The organism is Bradyrhizobium sp. BRP22 (assembly GCF_020194175.1).
Classification (GTDB): Bacteria; Pseudomonadota; Alphaproteobacteria; order Rhizobiales; family Xanthobacteraceae; genus Bradyrhizobium.
Window position 1 is genome coordinate 64340 of sequence record NZ_JADYVX010000029.1, and the last position, 14803, is coordinate 79142.

The following is a 14803-nucleotide window of genomic DNA, read 5'->3' on the forward strand; positions in this document are numbered from 1 at the left end:
TGAGGGTCGCTCCACAGCGGGGCTGTCGAAGGTCGGAATTGCATGCGCAGTTCCGGCGCAGGCGCATGACATCGACAATCCCTGGGTCGAGAGAGCCCTCACCCAAACCCTCTCCCGCAAGCGGGAGAGGGGCGCAGCACCCACCGCGGATGCACTCGATCTCATCACACCCTAATTCATCCGCAGCAGGCGGCCGACGATCGGCGTGGCGCCGGGCCTGGCCTGCGGGTCGACGCGGAATACGATCTGCGACGACTTGAAGGTGGCGGCATAGAGGCCGCCCGGGACCAATGCGCCATTCTCCCGGGCGAAATCGAAGAACCTGCCCTTGAGCTGGGTGCCGCCGAGATCAACCTGCTGGCGCTCGCCCGGGATGTCGAGGCGCCGCACGATCAGCGTGCCACGCCCTTTCGCCTCCACGAATGGGGAAGCGCCATAGAGAGTGAGTTGCGGTTGCGGCAGTGCGGCCTTGTTGGCATCGACGCTGCGCAACACGGTGGCGGCGACAGCGCTGGTCGCCTGCGTCGTGGCGTGCGTCTGGTTGGAATCGCAAGCGGTCTTCTCGCTCTTGACGTCGGCAAGATGCACGACGCTCTCTTCGGTCCCGACGATCACCGTGCCGACACCGGAAATCGTCTCGCGCCGGCAGGATGTCATATAGCTCAGCACGATCGAGCCGCCGTCTCCGATCTTGATTACGGCCTTCGGAGCCACATAGTCCATGAACTCAGCGCCGGTGACCTTGCCTTGCACGTCCTCGACGACGGCCACCGGTGGTTCGGCCGCGGCGGGCGAAGCCAGCGCCAACAGGCCGACACAAATAGCAATCGCTCGTTTCATTCTGGGAACCCCCTCGAAAGATAGATTTCGTTAGTCGCGGTGGCGCCGTTTTGGTTCTGCGGAATCGAATAGTTGGGTTGGCAACCTTGTGGATGTGACGGATATCACTCAATCGTTCCGACGGACAACCTGATCGGTGCGCATTGTCGCAGGGCTGTCGCATTCAGTGCGACGCAAACCGACTGGCGCGATTGTGATTTCCACACAATTCATTCCGTTGTGTAGCTGCATCCACGATGGAAGCGGCCGCAATTCACGTCGTAGCCCGGGTGGAGCGAAGCGTAGCCCGGGGCCGCTCTCGATGCTGGCGCAGATGTCCCGGGTTGCGCTTCGCTCCACCCGGGCTACAGGGAATTGGGACATGGCAAGCTGGGTCGGAACACAGCGCACGCGCATGATGGTCGCGCTGCTCGCATTTTCGGTCGCGAGCGGCGCATGGGCGCAGGACGCAGGCGGCGATCCCAAGCCGTCATCCCAGTCGGCTTCGCCGACAACGCAGGCGCCGGCGGGTCGGAAGGGCGGGGCAGACCGCAGTGCGGCGGGCAATCCGCCGTCAGCATCCGAGCAGCATCGCCTGCCGCCCGACTCCACGACAAAGCAGACCCTGGCACTGCCGGGACGTACCCTGGAGTTCACGGCCACCGCGGGCTCGATCCGGCTGTTCGACCAGAAGGGCGAGCCGCAGGCCGATATCGCCTATACCTCCTACCAGCTCGACGGCACCGATCGCGCGAACCGCCCCGTCACTTTCCTGTTCAACGGCGGGCCGGGCGCGTCGTCGGCCTGGCTGCAGCTTGGCAGCGCCGGCCCGTGGCGGATTTCGCTGGGCGGCGAGGGGGCGGTGTCCTCGGCATCGCCCGAGCTGGTGCCGAATGCCGAAACCTGGCTCGACTTCACCGACCTCGTCTTCATCGATCCTGTCGGCACCGGCTATAGCCGTTTTGTCGCGACCGGCGATGACGTGCGCAAGCGCTTCTTCTCTGTCGACGGCGATGTCAACGCGATCGCGGTGGTGATCCGCCGCTGGCTCGAGAAGCACGACCGCCTGCTGTCTCCGAAATACGTCGTGGGCGAAAGCTATGGCGGCATCCGCGGGCCGAAGATCGTGCACAACCTGCAGACCGAGCAGGGCGTCGGCGTCAAGGGACTGATCCTGCTCTCGCCGCTGCTCGACTTCCGCGAATTCCAGGGCACGAGCCTGCTGCAATATGTGATCAGCCTTCCGACCATGGCGGCTGTGGCGCGCCAGGCGAAGGGACCCGTCACGCGCGCCGACCTCGCCGAGGTCGAGAACTATGCACGCGGCGACTTCCTGGTCGACCTTCTCAAGGGCCAGGCCGACGGCGAGGCCACGACGCGGCTCGCCGACAAGGTCGCGGCCCTGACCGGCATCGATCCGGCGGTGAGCCGCCGGCTCGCGGGGCGTTTCGGGGTCTCCGAATTCCGCAGGGAATTCGATCGCCGGAGCGGCAAGATAATCGGGCGCTACGATGCCTCCGTCGAAGGCTTCGATCCCAACCCGGATTCGAGCGCCTCACGCTTCGGCGATCCCTCCGGCGATCCGCTGATTGCGCCGCTCACGAGTGCGGCGGTCGACCTCACCAGAGGCAGGCTGAACTGGCAGCCGGACGGATCCTATCAATTGCTCAACGGCCGGGTCGCCGGCTCCTGGGATTTCGGCCGCGGCCCAAGTCCGGCGGAGTCGGTCTCGCAGCTCCGGCAGATTCTCGCGCTCGATCCGAAGCTGAAACTCCTGATCGGCCACGGCCTGTTCGATCTCGCTACCCCTTACTTCGGCTCGAAGCTGGCGCTCGACCAACTGCCGGCCTACGCGAGCCCGGACCGCGTCAAGCTCATCGTCTATCCCGGCGGCCACATGTTCTACACCCGCGACACCTCGCGCCAGGCGTTCAGAGGCGAAGTCGAAGCAGTGATGAAGTAGGCGAGCGCAGTTGACCTTCTTGCCAGCAGTCCAGCGGCGTATACGTTGCTTGACCCCCATGGTGAGGAGCGCGTCTTCGCGCGTCTCGAACCATGAGGCCCCGATCTCACCCGTGGCCCATCCCTCGAGACGCCGCTGGCGCGGCTCCTCGGGATGAGGGTTGGTATTTTGTCGCGCAAGGGAAGTGACAGTATTTTGCGGCTTACTTGAAGTTGCCGTTTTGCGTGATCGGGCAGCGAGTCTGCCGCATGACTCGCATCGTTTAGAATGATCCAAAACTCACGTTCTCTAGAGTCGTGATTGAACCTGACGACGTGTGGAGCTGACAAAACCAGTGCTGGGGATTTCAGGGCCCAGTGACTAACAAACGCCACCAAGCAATTTTCATTGCGCTTAGGTGGCGTTTATTTATGGCGAAGCGGTTGCTGATCCCGCACAGGCCTTTCGGCGACAAAGCTACCGCCGCCATCGCGGCTGCGTTGGGTGCGACATAACAACCCGACGGGCAAATCAGGACGAAAGTCTGTCCATCCCTCGCACGAAAAATATTCCGCTTCCGTCGTCGGGCAAATCAGTGATTTAACTCCGCGCGTCTCACCCGAATGAGGGGCGGGTCGCGATCGTCACGAACGTTGCGGTGAGATGCGGTGGACGCGGGTGTTGCGACTGACGAGCGCGGCATCAGCGGACGGCGAAGTCGTGTGGTTCTGGCGCCCCGACGCTGGCGCTAAGTTCGCGGAGATAATCTGCGGGCGACGGTGGCAAGAAAGCCCGGTCACCGGGGAGAGCACGAAGGAAACCGTAACACCATCGCGCAGGGAAAGCCGGAGTTGCTTCGGTTGACCTGTGGTCCTACCCCCGTGCTTTTTGTTGCACGGGGCCCACGGGTGCAACCGGCACCCGGCTTTCCCTGCGCCCTCTGCATGATGAGAGGGCGGAACGAGATGCAAAGCTCGGGCAGCCAATGCCGCGAGACTGCTGAGTCACATCCGCCACCATACTCGACCGTCATGCCCGCGAAGGCGGGCATCCAGTATCCGGCGGCCTCTCGGCTCAAGCACGACCGTCTCTGGAATACTGGATCGTCCGCCGGAGCCTGTCATCGGGCGGCGCTTTGCGCCGACCCGGTGGTGGACGATGACAGCGGAGAGTTGTTTGAAATTTGAATCAGAACCAACGCCCGTCATTGCGAGCGGAGCGAAGCAATCCATGCCTCAACCGTTCGCTCGCATCACAACGACTCTCGTGAACGCTGGGAGAATCGTAAGGTGGGCAAAGCGAAGCGTGCCCACCATCTACGGTCGGTGCAAGAAAAGGCAGGCACGCACGCTGCACCTCGCCCGTCCTACAGGACTACAGCGCAGCGTCCCGCCCTCAATACACCAACCCGGTGCCGGGCGGCTTCTCCAGCGCGGCGGCGAGCGAGCGGTATTCCTCGCTGTTGGTGCCGGCGAGCTGGGCGATGCGGTTGAGATGATATTGCGCCTGGTCGCGGTTGCCCTGTTCGACCTGCCACAGACCATAATACTGCCAGGTCTTGACGTGGTTCGGATCGGCCTTCAGCGCGCGCTCATACCAAACCTGCGACAGCTTGTAGTCGCCGAGCTTGCGATAGGAATAGCCGATCAGGTTGGCGACCGCGGCGGTGTCATCGTGGTGCAGCGCCTTCAACTGCTCGATCGCGTTCGCATAGTCGTGGCGATCGTAGATGGTGGCGTAGGCGGCACGATAGCCGTTCTCGAAGGCGGCCTGTTCGATGCTCGGGCGAATCTCCGACTTCTTCTTCTTGCCCTTGGCCGGCGGCGACGGGGGCGGATCGTTGTCCGGATTGGCGTAGACCGCGGTCACGACGGGCGCTGCCGTGAGCGTCAGCGACAGCATGGCGAACATCAACAGCCTGATCACGAATTTCTGCATGCCTCTCTCCTGATGGTCAGCCCGGCGATCCTATACCGCGGCCCGCTTCCTTGAACACCCGCTGCTCCGAAACATTCCCGCTTCGGCACGCCATTTTGAAACTCACGCCTCGCTGACGTGGCGCGATCACCGACATGAACAGGATGTCATGCAGATGAACGAATTCCGTCCGGACGTTTCAGGATGGGTTCAGCGCCGCCTGGGTAAGGTCACCGTCATTGATCGGCGAGCCCCGGCCAACCGACCGGAGATCTCCGCGATCCCTGGAAGAGGAGACGACCATGCTCAAGACCATTTCCGCAGCACTGCTTGCTGTATCCGTGATGGCCGCGCCCGCCTTTGCCGGCACCTATGGCAAGACGACCCACGCGCCTGCGGTCAGGGCCGAGCTCGCGAAATCGAAGGTGCTGAATGCCAATGCCAGGATGGTGCGCCATCACAACCACCATCGGTACACCCGCCATCACCGCCACCACAAGCATATCGGTGTGATCAAGACGCATGTCACGCCAAAGGTGGCGGTGAAGCACATCGTGCGGCCTGGCAAGCGCGGCTGAAGTCGGTCTTCACGACTGGTCCGTCCGCCGCGGCTCTGATCCACATTGCCCCACCGCGCCGGCGGATATCAGGCCCACCCACGGCCATTGCATCCCCAATGGCCGTGGGCTGGTGCGTCGGGACGGGGCCCGAAATCCGAATTCCCTTTCGCCGCCGGCCGGTCTAAGAAACCGCCGGGACAGACGGAAGTATTCGATTTGGGGATCAAGGTTAGATTTACGGCGATCCTGCTGCTGCCGATCGCGCTCGCGGCCTGCGTGAGCAGCGACGACACCAGGCCGATCAGCTTTACCGATGACCGCGGCGTCTCCGACCAGCCGTATCCGAAGAATTACCGCACCGAGATCCTGGCCTTTATGCGCACCTACCTCAACGATCCCACCGGCGTGCGGGACGCGGTCATGGCCGAGCCGGTGCAGCGCACGATCGGCGGGCGACTGCGCTACATCACCTGCGTGCGCTTCAGTGCCCGCGACTCGGACCACGGCTACCGGCCGGCACGGGAGCGCGCGATCGTTTATGTCGATGGCCGGCTCGACCGCATCATTGAAGATGCCGGCGAGCCTTGCGCCGGCGCGACCTACGCGCCATTTCCAGAGCTGGAGAAGATGTCGCGCGTCAGCGGCGGTTAGGTGGCCCGAGAGTTACCGGGATCGGATCACTTTTCGGCGAGGATTGAACCTCGGCTTAGCCAGATCCGACATCCGTTCTGGTGGCCGGGCTCCGGGTTAACCGGAGGGAAAATTCTTCCATGCAATGGAACCAACGGCTGTTGTTGCGGCGCTGTCACAGTTACGAACACGTGATGCTCGGGCGGTGCCTCAAAGCAACCTAATTGAAGTCACGTTGTTTGGATTGATGTCGCGACGTGAGTAAACGGGGAACTACGATGAAGAAGACTTTGCTTGGCGCAGTCGCCCTGGCCGCATTCGCCGGCCCGGCTTTCGCGGCTGACATGCCGGCACGGCCCTATACCAAGGCGCCACCCTACACGGCGCCTGCATTGGTTTACAATTGGACGGGTTTCTATGTCGGCGGCCACATCGGTGGCGGCTTCACCGACGGCACCAACCTGCTCGGCAGCGACGCCCGCTTCCTCGGCGGTGTGCAGGGCGGTTTCGACTATCAGTTCGCGCCGAATTGGGTGGTCGGTGTCGAGGCGCAATACAGCTGGCTGACCGGCAGCAGCAATAACGGCGTTGTGTTCCCGGCTGGAACTGTGGTGACGGGAAATACGGACCAGCTCGGTTCGGTGACCGGCCGGGTCGGCTACACCTGGGGTCCGGCGCTGCTCTACGCCAAGGGCGGTTACGCGTGGCGCGACAACAGCAATGTCGGCGTCTCCTTCGCCGGCGTGCCGCAGCCTTTCACCACCGACGGCAACCGCAAGGATGGCTACACCGTTGGCGCGGGTCTCGAATACATGTTCGCGCCGAACTGGTCGGCCAAGGCCGAGTATCAGTATTACAATTTCGGCCACACGACCTTCACCTCCGGCCCGGCCGAGATCGTCGGCTCCCGCTTCCGGGACGACGAGCATACAGTCAAGGTCGGCGTGAACTATCGCTTCGGCTGGGGCGGCCCGGTCGCTTCCAAATACTGATTGGCGGAATGTCCGCTAAGCCAAGGGCCGGCCTCCGCCGGCCCTTTTTGCTGTCGGGTTACCGGCAGCTGCACAAAATAATTTTTGCAGTGCACGGAACTTTCACCGTTGATGGTCTATTATGCCGCCCGCCGGGCCAGGTGGACAAACGAACATGCGTGCTTTTGCGTTAGGGTTGATTTTCTCTGCGGCGATATCGCCATGCCTTGCCCAGGCCGTGCTGAAATCCGAACCGCTGATTCTGGCGCCTTACGAAGTGGCCTTTGTTCGGGACCCGGCCTGCGGAGTCGGCAAGGTGCTCAAGGTCACAGGCGCGATCAGGGGATTGCACCGGCGCAAGATGTGCGTGACGCTGGCTTCGGAGCAGGCCTCACTGGTGAGCGCGACGCCGTAAGGCTTCCTGGGGCTCAGGCAGCTCCTCAGGGGGCGAGAGCTGGGGCTCGATCCGCGCTTCGCGTTCGGCATCGGCCTTGTTCTTGGCGGGGTCCTCGTTCGGCTCCGCCTGGCACGGCCTGATCTCGTAATCATTGTCCAGGACCGGCCGCGGGGCGACTTTGTCCTCGTCGGTCGCCACGTCGACGACCAGGCCGCTCTTCCGGGCGACCTTCCAGACGTCCGCCTCGGTCGGATAGGCCTTGCTCAGCTTCGCTTCCTTGGAAAACAGCGCGTAGGGCATCCGTAGCTCTTGGCTCCGCAAAGGCAGTCAACGCCAACCTACCTTCCAGGTTTCCGCATTGCGGACCGCACAGTGGTTCACGCCCCGGTGAGGGCGGCCGCCAGCCCGCCGTTGAGTCCCTAACAAGGGGTGAATCCCGCAAAAAAGAATCCCCGAGACTCCGGCGCTAGAATCGCCCGATGGTCCAGGCCATGACAACGGTCTTGCACACATCCAGCGAACGCGTGCATGTCGCCCTCACGGTGGCGCTGTTGGTTGCCTCCGTCGCCAACATGTTGCTGGTATGGGCTTGGCTCTGACGCCAACTGCGAGGATAGTCTGCGGTATTATGTTATTCGGCGGGGCGAGGCGGCTCGGTGCTCTCGTTCAGGGTGGCGCGGACCTTGGCCATGGTCGCCCGGCAATATTCCTCGCGCTCCCGCGTGAACCGCTCCTGGTGCGCGCGGAAGCTTGCCACCCGGGCACGGATTTCGGACTGGAAATCGTCCGGGAGGTCGAGACCCGCCACGTGAAGCGGCTTTGCCTGCGACGGCGTGGTCAGAGGGGGCGTGGTCTCAGGGAGTGTGGGCGGGAGGACGGCGACCGGGACCGGCTCCGCCAGCACGGCTTCGACATTGACCACCGTGGTGGTCATGGTCGCGCGCACGGTTGTCTCAGTGGCCGGCGTTAGAAGTCCGGCGTCGGGCTTCTTGCCCGTCACCGATTGCACGAACGCCATTGTCTGAGCGATCAGGAGATCGCGTTCTTTCATCCACTTCATGGCACACCTCGGCCTTGATCAACTCCAGCAAAGGTTGTCCGCGGAATCAAGCATCCCAGGTTACGGCAGTCCCAATTTCCGCTGAGGTGACAAATGGGTAACACCAGGTCAATCGGAAAAGACCGTTTACCATAACGGGGCAACAACGCCGCCCTCACGGCCGCAGTGGAGACGGCAGCAATTCCCTGCCGATCGCTCTGATCAGATACTTCGAGCCGGCATCGGAGAGATGCACGGTATCGGTGATCAGGACCTGGTTGGGGTCCGTCCCGAGCCCGGTCAGACAACCGGCGGCGCTGCACAGCGTATGCCAGGCGGAGATGTATTCGACCCCTTCGGCTTTGCTGAAGGCTTCCATGCGCTGATCGTTGTCGATGCCCGACACGCCGACCGCGATCCGCTCCGGGATCTCGTGCCAGAATCGGTAGTGATTGACGAGCGTATGGGGAAGCGTCCGCTTCCAGACCGGGAGTGGACCCAGGATGACGATGCGCCCAACCTTGCTGGCGCGCAGCCGCGCGATCGTCTCGCGCAGTTTGCCGAGATCGTTGTTCGTGCCCCACATGGCATGAAGCAATACGACGTCCGGCTGCGCGGATTGCAGGAAGCCGAAGGCGAGGCGATGGACTTCGTCGCAGCGCGCGTTCGCGCCCGAGTCCAGGATCGGGGCGCAGCCCGCTGCGCTGAACCTCGCCAGGCGGAATGATCCGCGCGCGGCCTCTGCTTCCTTCAGGCCCGGATAGAGCGCGGCTGCAGTGGAGTCGCCCCACAAAAATACGAGCGGCTGCGCGCCTTGCTCGATGCAGCCGGCGTTGAATTCGGCGCCCGGCGCTTCGAGGAAGCACTTGTCGCCGAATCCCGCATTGTCCTTTGCCTGGATCCGCGCAATCGCCTGCACCTCCGCAGGATAACGAAAATCGAATCCGGCGGCAGCAATGGTCGCGATACCGGCAACACCCACCAGCGCGAGACCGAGCGCGAGTCTCTTCACCGCCTCGTGGTAGTCGCGAAGCGGAATTTCGACAAAGCGCAATGTCAGCCAGGAAAGAATCACTGACACAGCCACCGCCGCCCAGATCTCCATGACGTTCGGTACGCCGTTGCGGAGAATGCCGAGATAGGACAGGACCGGCCAATGCCAGAGATAGAGCGGGTAGCTGATCAGGCCGATCCACACCATCGGGCGGGTCGACAGCAGCATCTTGTTCACCGCCGAATTTGGCGTGGCGATCAGCAGTACCGCGCCCAGCACCGGCAGCAGCGCGTAGAGACCCGGGAATGCGCTGGTGCGATCCAACAGCAGCGCCGGGCCAAGGATCGCGATGAGCCCGAACAGAGCAAGATATTCGCCGAACGGCTTGTCCCAGCTATCGCCCTTCCGCGCGAGCGCTTGGTGGGCAAGAAGTCCGCCTGCGAGCAACTCCCAGGCGCGCGTGAGCGGTGAGTAGAACGCGAAGGTCTCGTAGCCGAAGAAGATGCTCAAGCTGAAGGCGAACGAGAGCAGCGCGATGATCGCGATCCATCCGCCGCGTTTTGCAGTTACGGAGAGCAGGAGGATCGCCGGCGGCCAGAAGATATAGAACTGCTCTTCGACGCCCAGCGACCATAGATGCAGCAGCGGATTGTCCGCGGCGGCGGGCGCGAAATATCCGGTTTGCCCGAGCTGGAACAGATTGGCGGCGAAGGCGACGCCAGCGGCGATGTTCTCGCCGAGCAGGACGAATTGATCGGGCAGCAGCGCGAACCATCCGACCAGATAAGTCGCGGTGAGCACGACGATGAGGGCTGGAAAGATCCGGCGAATGCGCCGCGCATAGAAATCGCCGAACGAAAAGCTGCCGGCATCGATCCTCGTCAGGATGATCTTCGTGATCAGGAAGCCGGAGATGACGAAGAAGACGTCGACACCGATGAAGCCGCCCGGCACCAGCCAGGGCTGTGCGTGATAGGCGACGACCAGCAGGATAGAGATTGCCCTCAGCCCGTCTATATCGGGCCGGTAGGGAGTTTCGTGATGCACCATTGTGCGGATGGTGTACCCGGTCCACGGCGACGCCGCCAGAGTGCGGAGAGGGGTCGCCGCATCGCCCATCAAAGCCTTGTGGGCCGCTCACCAAGCTTTGTACCTGCTGCCTAGCGTTGGTGGGAAGTGGTGTTCGGAATGAAGGGCGGGCCAACCATGCGAACGGACGTCTGGTCGGCAAGATAGATCGGCTTCTTCCCGGAGGCCGGCGCGGATGGCGGCGGCAGCAACGACACGCCACTCGCAACCACGGCGCTGACGAGCGCGACGGTGGCGAGCAGGATCATGTTGCGGTTTTCTTCCCGGATTTTCATGCGCTGGAAACGGGAAGATGGACTGATTGGTTCCGAGAAGGCGGGTTTGCGGCCGGACTACCGATTCAGCGTGCAGCCGCTTCGGCCATCCGTTCCGCCGCCTTCGTCTCGATCAGGTCGGCATATCGGCCATACTCTTCAGCCATTTCGAGCAGTTTTTCGCGAACGTCGGCATCAACGACCTGATAGGCCAGCCGCCTGGCTTGTTCGGACTGAAAACGGTAGTGCTGTGTGTCGGACATGTGGCACCTCGAACTTAAGTCAAGTTCGATCCACAAAGGTTCACCAGAGCGTTTTCGAGCGAATTGGAAGACGCGTCAAACAGAAGGGCTAGGTGGTCGCGGGCTTCCTCTCCTGGCGAACCTCGACGTCGAACCAGCCCATCTCCTTGAGCTCGTGCGCCTTCTTCAGCGCGGCATCCTCGCTCTCGCGCTTCAGGATGATCTGCCCGGTGCCATCGCGGGCGTAGATGAAATAAGTCATTCTCAAAAATCCCGTTCGGCTGAAATACGCGCGCAGTCCGGCTGCGACAACAGAAATGATTTGAAACGATCTTGCCGCAAAACACGGCACTTTGATGGGCGGATGGTGCCGGCTGAGGGGATTGAACCCCCGACCTTCGGTTTACAAAACCGCTGCTCTACCGCTGAGCTAAGCCGGCGATTGCGGCCGCTCGCATATCAGACTTGCGGGCTCAGGGCCAGAACCTGTCGGAAGGCTCAAGGGAGATCGGGAACGAAAAGGCGGCCCATAGGCCGCCTTTTCCCCAACTCGTCGATTGCGTTACTGGCAGGGGTGGCGGCGGCCGTCCTCGCCCCGGAACCAGGTGCCGGGCGTGCACATGAACCCGTTACGCTCGGCGTAGGTCTGGCCGTAATAGCCGCCGCGATAACCGCTATCGAAGCCGGCAAAGGGCGCGGTGGCGACTGCGGCTGCCGTGCCGACCGCGCCGCCGACGACTCCGGCCGCGACGTCCCCCGGCCAGAAGCCGCGGCCGTCGTCCCAGCGGGCGTAGCTGTTGTTCCAGCCGCCGTTGTACTGATAGGCAGCGGCGCGACGCTGCTGGTAGCTGCCGGTGTAGGGATTGCCCGGTCCCTTATTCTGGCAATTGGCGTTCGGATAGAACTGCGCGCAATAGCCGGGATTGTAGATCACCTGTTGCGCCCCGGCGGGAGCGGTCAGGGCGGTGGCGAGCAGGGCAGCGGCGCCGGCGATAGCGAGTTGTCTCATGTGAGATCTCCTTGAAGTCGCAACCGACATCAAGCGGCCGCCCAGGGGGCTGTTCCAACGATCCTGTTCACGCGACTTCAAACCAAGGTGATCGCAGGGATCGCATGGGAGGAGCGGTGCTCGCGGACGTTGATGTGCCGCCCTTTGTTGAAGGAGTGGCCTGACAAGGGCCGCGACTTCGTGTCAAATAGGGGCATCGAGCGGGCGGGGCGCATGTTTGGAATTCTGGGACTTGGTTTTCTGTTGGGCATGCAGCACGCGCTTGAGCCCGATCACATCGCAGCCGTTTCCAGCATCGCCGCGCGCCGAACCCATGTCGGCGACATCGTCAGGCATGGGCTGACCTGGGGACTCGGCCATACGTTGACGCTGTTCTGCTTCGCGGGCGCCGCCATCCTGCTCGGACACGCGATTCCGGATACGGTGGCCCAGCCGATCGAGGGCGCCGTCGGCATCATGCTGGTCGGCCTCGGCATCCACGTGCTGTGGCGTCTGTGGCGCGACCGCGTCCATTTCCACCGCCACGGCCACAGCGACGGCACGGTACATTTCCACGCCCACAGCCATGCCGGCGAGACGACGCCGCATCGTGCCGAAGCGCATATCCATGCGCATGGCTTCCGCTGGCGCACGCTGCTGGTCGGCCTGATGCACGGCATGGCCGGCTCGGCGGCTCTGCTGGTGCTTACGGTATCGCAGGCCTCAAGCCCGGTCGTCGGACTGGGCTATGTCGCCCTGTTCGGGATTGGCTCGATGGTGGGCATGGGCGCGCTGTCCACGGTGATCGCGGTGCCGATCGCGGCATCGGCGCGCTGGCTCACCTGGGCCAATCGCGGCCTGCAGGGCGCAGTCGGGGTTGTCACGATCGCGATCGGTATCAACACCATCGTCGAGACGCTGCTGGCGTAAGCCGCCGCGCATACGGCGTTAACCAATCCTGATCACGATCGTTCGCAATTGAGCGGGCCGGGATGCTCTCACGTTAGGCTTACCGGCAGTTTGGTCCGCAGCCTTAACCTTTGGCCGCACGCGTTCGACTAGGTTGCTGAAAAGAGACAGGGAAGCAACCAGTGCGCGTTGGCATTACAGCGGGGATCCTTCTGGCGATGACGTCGACGGCCTTTGCCGGCGGCGGCTCCGGCGGCGGCTTCGATATCGTCGTTCCCTATCGCCGGGGCGTCCCGATCATCATCAATGGCATCGATGCCTCCTATGCCGTGATCGAAGGCGAGTGGGGCCTCGGCAAGAACGTCCATGTGCAGCCGACCATCTATGGCGGCCGCTACATCGATTCCGAGCCCAATGTCGGCCACTATTATCCAAGCCTCGGCCACATGCCGGGCTATGGGCGTCTGGAGATCGAGCCGCCGCCGAACCGGCGCCTGCCCAAGCCGGCTGAAAGCTATCACCAATCCTGGTCGGCGCAGTCGCTGCCGCTGCCGGCGCAGTCCAATCCTCCGGTCAATCCGCCGGACATCATCTATGCGCCGCAGTATGGCGAGTTTCCGCCGCACCGGAGGCCGCCGAGAATTCGGCGCTAACGCCAACAAGAACACATCAATAGGAGAGAGTAATGCGTCAGATGATTTCAGGAATGATCGCGGCTATCGCGGTCATGGCGGCCGCACCGGCGATGGCGTGCGGCTACGGTTACGGGTGCTCCCCGTGCGGCTATTATGGCAGCCCCTGCGCCGCGCCGGTCTTTTCTGCACCGGTCGTGAGCTATAACTACACCTCCGGCTGCGGCGGCTGTGGCGCTGGCTATGGCTGGGTCACCGAGCGGCTCCCGGATCCGGAGCAACAATACTATTACGTCAATCAGGGGCCGACCTATACCGGTCCGGGCAATTGGGCGCCGGTCCCGACCTATCGCGAGGGCGGGGTCTCGTACTATCGTCCGTGGCGTCCGCGCCATTATCATTCGCACTATCGCTATGGCCAATCGCGATACTACCACGGCCAGCGCGTGCTGCGCCGCTACTACTGAGCTGATAGCTGCTATCCGAAAATCGGCGCCCGTTCGCAGCGTGCGAACGGGCCCTTTCATTCGCGTTTTCTTCACGCGAACCGCTTCGCTCGAGAACCCTCTACATCAGGCCGAGCCGGCTTGCGCCGATATAGAGCGCGAGCACCGCGGCGTTCGAGACGTTGAGGCTCTTGATCTCACCGGGCATGTCGAGCCGCGCCACCACGCTGCAGGTCTCCCGCGTCAGTTGCCTTAATCCTTTGCCCTCGGCGCCGAGCACCAGCGCGAGCGGCTGCCGCAATGCGACCTGGCCGAGATCCTCGCTGCCCTGGCTGTCGAGGCCGACGGTCAGGAAGCCGCGCTCGTTCAGCGTGGTCAGCGCGCGGGCAAGATTCTGCACGGTGACCAGCGGCACCAGCTCCAGCGCGCCGGAGGCCGATTTCGCGAGCACGCCGGTTGCCTCCGGGCTGTGGCGGGCGGTGGTGACGATCGCCTTCACTGCAAAGGCCGCGGCCGAGCGCAGAACGGCGCCGACATTGTGCGGATCGGTGATCTGGTCGAGCACCAGCACGATGCCCTCGGGCTCGAGCGTATCGATACCAGGCGAGGGTAGGGGGTCGGCCTCGACCAGCAGCCCCTGATGCACCGCATCCGGTCCCAGACGCTGGTCGATCACGTTGGGGCGGACGATCTCCGGAGGCACCCGAGTGTCGATCCCTTCCTCCGCGAGCCGACGCGCGGCATTCTCGGTCACGAACAGTTTGCGGATCCGGCGCTCCGGATTGGCCAGCGCGAGTGAAACCGTATGCCAGCCGTAGAGAATCACCGGGCCGTCGGGGTCCGAATCGCGGTTGCGCCAAACCGGCCGTCCAGCCGATTTTCGCCCTTTTTCGAATGGTTTAGGCCCGCCGCGGCGGAACGGGGGCTTGCGGTCACGATCGCTCATCGCAGGCGTTGTGTCACGGGTTCCGGAC

General features: G+C 63.3%; 18 protein-coding genes and 1 tRNA gene. 8 read left to right on the top strand and 11 right to left on the bottom strand.

What is annotated here, in order from left to right; translation table 11 throughout:
- Positions 1 to 171: 171 nt before the first annotated feature.
- Positions 172 to 840, bottom strand: a complete 669-nt coding sequence (locus I6F35_RS28975; RefSeq protein WP_225121061.1) for a hypothetical protein — start codon at positions 838 to 840, stop codon at positions 172 to 174.
- Positions 841 to 1201: 361 nt separating this feature from the next.
- On the opposite strand from I6F35_RS28975, the gene I6F35_RS28980 reads away from it, so the two are divergent.
- Positions 1202 to 2782: a peptidase S10 gene (locus tag I6F35_RS28980; protein WP_225121062.1), complete on the top strand. Its 1581-nt coding sequence runs from the start codon at positions 1202 to 1204 to the stop codon at positions 2780 to 2782.
- A gap of 1374 nt (positions 2783 to 4156) precedes the next feature.
- On the opposite strand, the gene I6F35_RS28985 is transcribed toward I6F35_RS28980, so the two are convergent.
- On the bottom strand, positions 4157 to 4699 hold the full coding sequence (locus I6F35_RS28985) for a tetratricopeptide repeat protein (protein ID WP_225121063.1): 543 nt from the start codon (positions 4697 to 4699) through the stop codon (positions 4157 to 4159).
- Positions 4700 to 4980: 281 nt separating this feature from the next.
- Here I6F35_RS28985 and I6F35_RS28990 point away from each other — a divergent pair, with 281 nt between their 5' ends.
- The 4 genes from I6F35_RS28990 (at position 4981) to I6F35_RS29005 (ending at position 7254) form a co-directional block, all read left to right on the top strand.
- Positions 4981 to 5256 (top strand): hypothetical protein, encoded by a 276-nt coding sequence (locus I6F35_RS28990; protein ID WP_225121064.1) that lies wholly within the window; start codon positions 4981 to 4983, stop codon positions 5254 to 5256.
- 204 nt (positions 5257 to 5460) lie between these two features.
- On the top strand, positions 5461 to 5889 hold the full coding sequence (locus I6F35_RS28995; protein ID WP_225121109.1) for a hypothetical protein: 429 nt from the start codon (positions 5461 to 5463) through the stop codon (positions 5887 to 5889).
- A 257-nt stretch (positions 5890 to 6146) separates the two neighbouring features.
- Positions 6147 to 6860, top strand: a complete 714-nt coding sequence (locus I6F35_RS29000; protein ID WP_225121065.1) for an outer membrane protein — start codon at positions 6147 to 6149, stop codon at positions 6858 to 6860.
- A 154-nt stretch (positions 6861 to 7014) separates the two neighbouring features.
- On the top strand, positions 7015 to 7254 hold the full coding sequence (locus I6F35_RS29005; RefSeq protein WP_225121066.1) for a hypothetical protein: 240 nt from the start codon (positions 7015 to 7017) through the stop codon (positions 7252 to 7254).
- Here the strand turns inward: I6F35_RS29005 and I6F35_RS29010 are convergent.
- The 8 genes from I6F35_RS29010 to I6F35_RS29045 all read right to left on the bottom strand — a co-directional run bounded on the left by I6F35_RS29010 (position 7231) and on the right by I6F35_RS29045 (position 11863).
- On the bottom strand, positions 7231 to 7536 hold the full coding sequence (locus I6F35_RS29010; RefSeq protein ID WP_225121067.1) for a hypothetical protein: 306 nt from the start codon (positions 7534 to 7536) through the stop codon (positions 7231 to 7233). The two genes, I6F35_RS29005 and I6F35_RS29010, sit on opposite strands and share 24 nt — an antisense overlap.
- A 331-nt stretch (positions 7537 to 7867) precedes the next feature.
- The gene (locus tag I6F35_RS29015) at positions 7868 to 8296 is read right to left on the bottom strand and encodes a hypothetical protein (RefSeq protein WP_225121068.1); all 429 of its coding nucleotides are present in this window, start codon (positions 8294 to 8296) and stop codon (positions 7868 to 7870) included.
- 154 nt (positions 8297 to 8450) lie between these two features.
- The gene (locus I6F35_RS29020; protein ID WP_225121069.1) at positions 8451 to 10388 is read right to left on the bottom strand and encodes an acyltransferase family protein; all 1938 of its coding nucleotides are present in this window, start codon (positions 10386 to 10388) and stop codon (positions 8451 to 8453) included.
- Between the two features lie 41 nt (positions 10389 to 10429).
- Positions 10430 to 10633, bottom strand: coding sequence for a hypothetical protein (locus tag I6F35_RS29025; protein ID WP_225121070.1), 204 nt, complete (start codon positions 10631 to 10633; stop codon positions 10430 to 10432).
- Between the two features lie 65 nt (positions 10634 to 10698).
- The gene (locus I6F35_RS29030) at positions 10699 to 10875 is read right to left on the bottom strand and encodes a hypothetical protein (RefSeq protein ID WP_225121071.1); all 177 of its coding nucleotides are present in this window, start codon (positions 10873 to 10875) and stop codon (positions 10699 to 10701) included.
- A gap of 88 nt (positions 10876 to 10963) precedes the next feature.
- Positions 10964 to 11116, bottom strand: a complete 153-nt coding sequence (locus I6F35_RS29035) for a hypothetical protein (RefSeq protein ID WP_225121072.1) — start codon at positions 11114 to 11116, stop codon at positions 10964 to 10966.
- Between the two features lie 103 nt (positions 11117 to 11219).
- A tRNA-Thr gene (locus tag I6F35_RS29040) sits at positions 11220 to 11294 on the bottom strand.
- A gap of 122 nt (positions 11295 to 11416) precedes the next feature.
- A complete protein-coding gene (locus tag I6F35_RS29045; RefSeq protein ID WP_225121073.1) occupies positions 11417 to 11863 on the bottom strand; it encodes a hypothetical protein in 447 nt (148 codons plus the stop codon).
- 213 nt (positions 11864 to 12076) lie between these two features.
- On the opposite strand from I6F35_RS29045, the gene I6F35_RS29050 reads away from it, so the two are divergent.
- From I6F35_RS29050 to I6F35_RS29060, 3 genes are all read left to right on the top strand, one after another.
- Positions 12077 to 12772 (top strand): urease accessory protein, encoded by a 696-nt coding sequence (locus I6F35_RS29050; protein ID WP_225121074.1) that lies wholly within the window; start codon positions 12077 to 12079, stop codon positions 12770 to 12772.
- Between the two features lie 197 nt (positions 12773 to 12969).
- Positions 12970 to 13404 (top strand): hypothetical protein, encoded by a 435-nt coding sequence (locus I6F35_RS29055; protein ID WP_225121075.1) that lies wholly within the window; start codon positions 12970 to 12972, stop codon positions 13402 to 13404.
- 32 nt (positions 13405 to 13436) lie between these two features.
- Positions 13437 to 13850: a hypothetical protein gene (locus I6F35_RS29060; protein ID WP_225121076.1), complete on the top strand. Its 414-nt coding sequence runs from the start codon at positions 13437 to 13439 to the stop codon at positions 13848 to 13850.
- A 100-nt stretch (positions 13851 to 13950) separates the two neighbouring features.
- Here I6F35_RS29060 and I6F35_RS29065 read toward each other — a convergent pair whose 3' ends face one another.
- Positions 13951 to 14775, bottom strand: coding sequence for an RNA methyltransferase (locus tag I6F35_RS29065; RefSeq protein WP_225121077.1), 825 nt, complete (start codon positions 14773 to 14775; stop codon positions 13951 to 13953).
- Positions 14776 to 14803 lie beyond the last annotated feature (28 nt).